This is a genomic window from Fervidicoccus sp. (assembly GCF_049967375.1).
GTDB classification, from domain to species: domain Archaea; phylum Thermoproteota; class Thermoprotei_A; order Sulfolobales; family Fervidicoccaceae; genus Fervidicoccus; species Fervidicoccus fontis.
The window spans coordinates 1-551 of record NZ_JBMFSV010000042.1; the positions used below are offsets into that span (position 1 = coordinate 1).

Here is a 551-nt window from a genome sequence, read left to right on the forward strand (position 1 = left end):
ATATGATTACGAAGATCTTGTAGGTTTTTATTTACAATCTAAAGGTTATTTTCTGATGCCTTCTACACGTTTTCAGAGCACTAAAGATTATGAATTTGTAGCTATTGGAAAGAATGAAAAAGGAGAAAGAGAAATCGCAGTAGTGCAATGTAAATACTACGGTAAAAATTACAAAGGGAAGAAAATAGACGCACTTGATAAAAAATATACTAAGCTTGCTGAAACATATAAGGTATATTTGGCGTGCAATAATGGTGTTAGTAATATTGATAATGTAAAATATCCAAATATAAAAGATATAAAAAATGAGGAACTAGAAAATTTTTGCAGAGAAAAAGAATTTATAATTCCAGATAGGATTAAATTTTCAGTTGCTTATAGTTTGGGGTATAATCAAATTCAAAATTCACATTAATCTTACTTTTTCATTGATAAAACTATGTTAGAAAAAAGTAACATTTGAGGCTTCTATATATAACCCCCATAGCATACAACGGGAGTCTGCTAATCGACTGTAACGTGTAGGTTGTGGAACAGATATGCAACGCTAT

At 29.8% G+C, this 551-nt stretch carries 1 protein-coding gene; it reads left to right on the forward strand.

What is annotated here, in order from left to right; translation table 11 throughout:
- Nucleotides 1-415 (forward strand): hypothetical protein (locus ACP5SL_RS05885; RefSeq protein WP_428228341.1); only part of this gene is annotated, 415 nt, incomplete at its 5' end.
- Between the last annotated feature and the right edge of the window lie 136 nt (nucleotides 416-551).